This is a genomic window from Streptomyces endocoffeicus (genome assembly GCF_016741935.1).
GTDB classification, from domain to species: domain Bacteria; phylum Actinomycetota; class Actinomycetes; order Streptomycetales; family Streptomycetaceae; genus Streptomyces; species Streptomyces endocoffeicus.
The window spans coordinates 1-550 of sequence record NZ_JAERRG010000201.1; the positions used below are offsets into that span (position 1 = coordinate 1).

Here is a 550-nt window from a genome sequence, read left to right on the forward strand (position 1 = left end):
GGTTGCGGGGCGGACTCGCGTCGGTGACGCGGGTGCGGGGGGCTGGGAAGTCGGCGTGGGTGTTCGCGGGTCAGGGTGCGCAGCGGTTGGGGATGGGGCGTGAGTTGCATGCGGCGTTCCCGGTGTTTGCGTCCGCGTTCGATGAGGTGTGTGCGGGGTTCGATGGTGTGTTGGACGGTTCGCTGCGTGAGGTCGTGTGGGGGGACGACAAGGGTCTGCTGGATCAGACGGTGTGGGCGCAGGCGGGACTGTTCGCGGTGGAGGTGGCGTTGTTCCGTCTGTTGGAGTCGTGGGGTGTGCGGCCGGATTATCTGGTTGGGCATTCGGTGGGGGAGATTGCGGCTGCGCATGTGGCGGGGGTGGTTTCGCTCGGCGACGCGTGCGTTCTCGTGGGTGCGCGTGGCCGGTTGATGCAGGCGCTTCCGTCCGGCGGGGCGATGCTGGCGGTCCAGGCGGCGGAGGGCGATGTTGTGTCGCTGTTGCCGGATGGTGTCGAGATCGCGGCGGTCAATGGTCCGGTGTCGGTGGTGGTTTCCGGTGCTGGGGAGGG

1 protein-coding gene is annotated in these 550 nt (G+C 68.4%); it reads left to right on the forward strand.

From position 1 onward, the window contains the following. The coding region (locus JK364_RS54580; RefSeq protein WP_201858906.1) for an acyltransferase domain-containing protein at positions 1 to 550 on the forward strand (550 nt) is incomplete at both ends.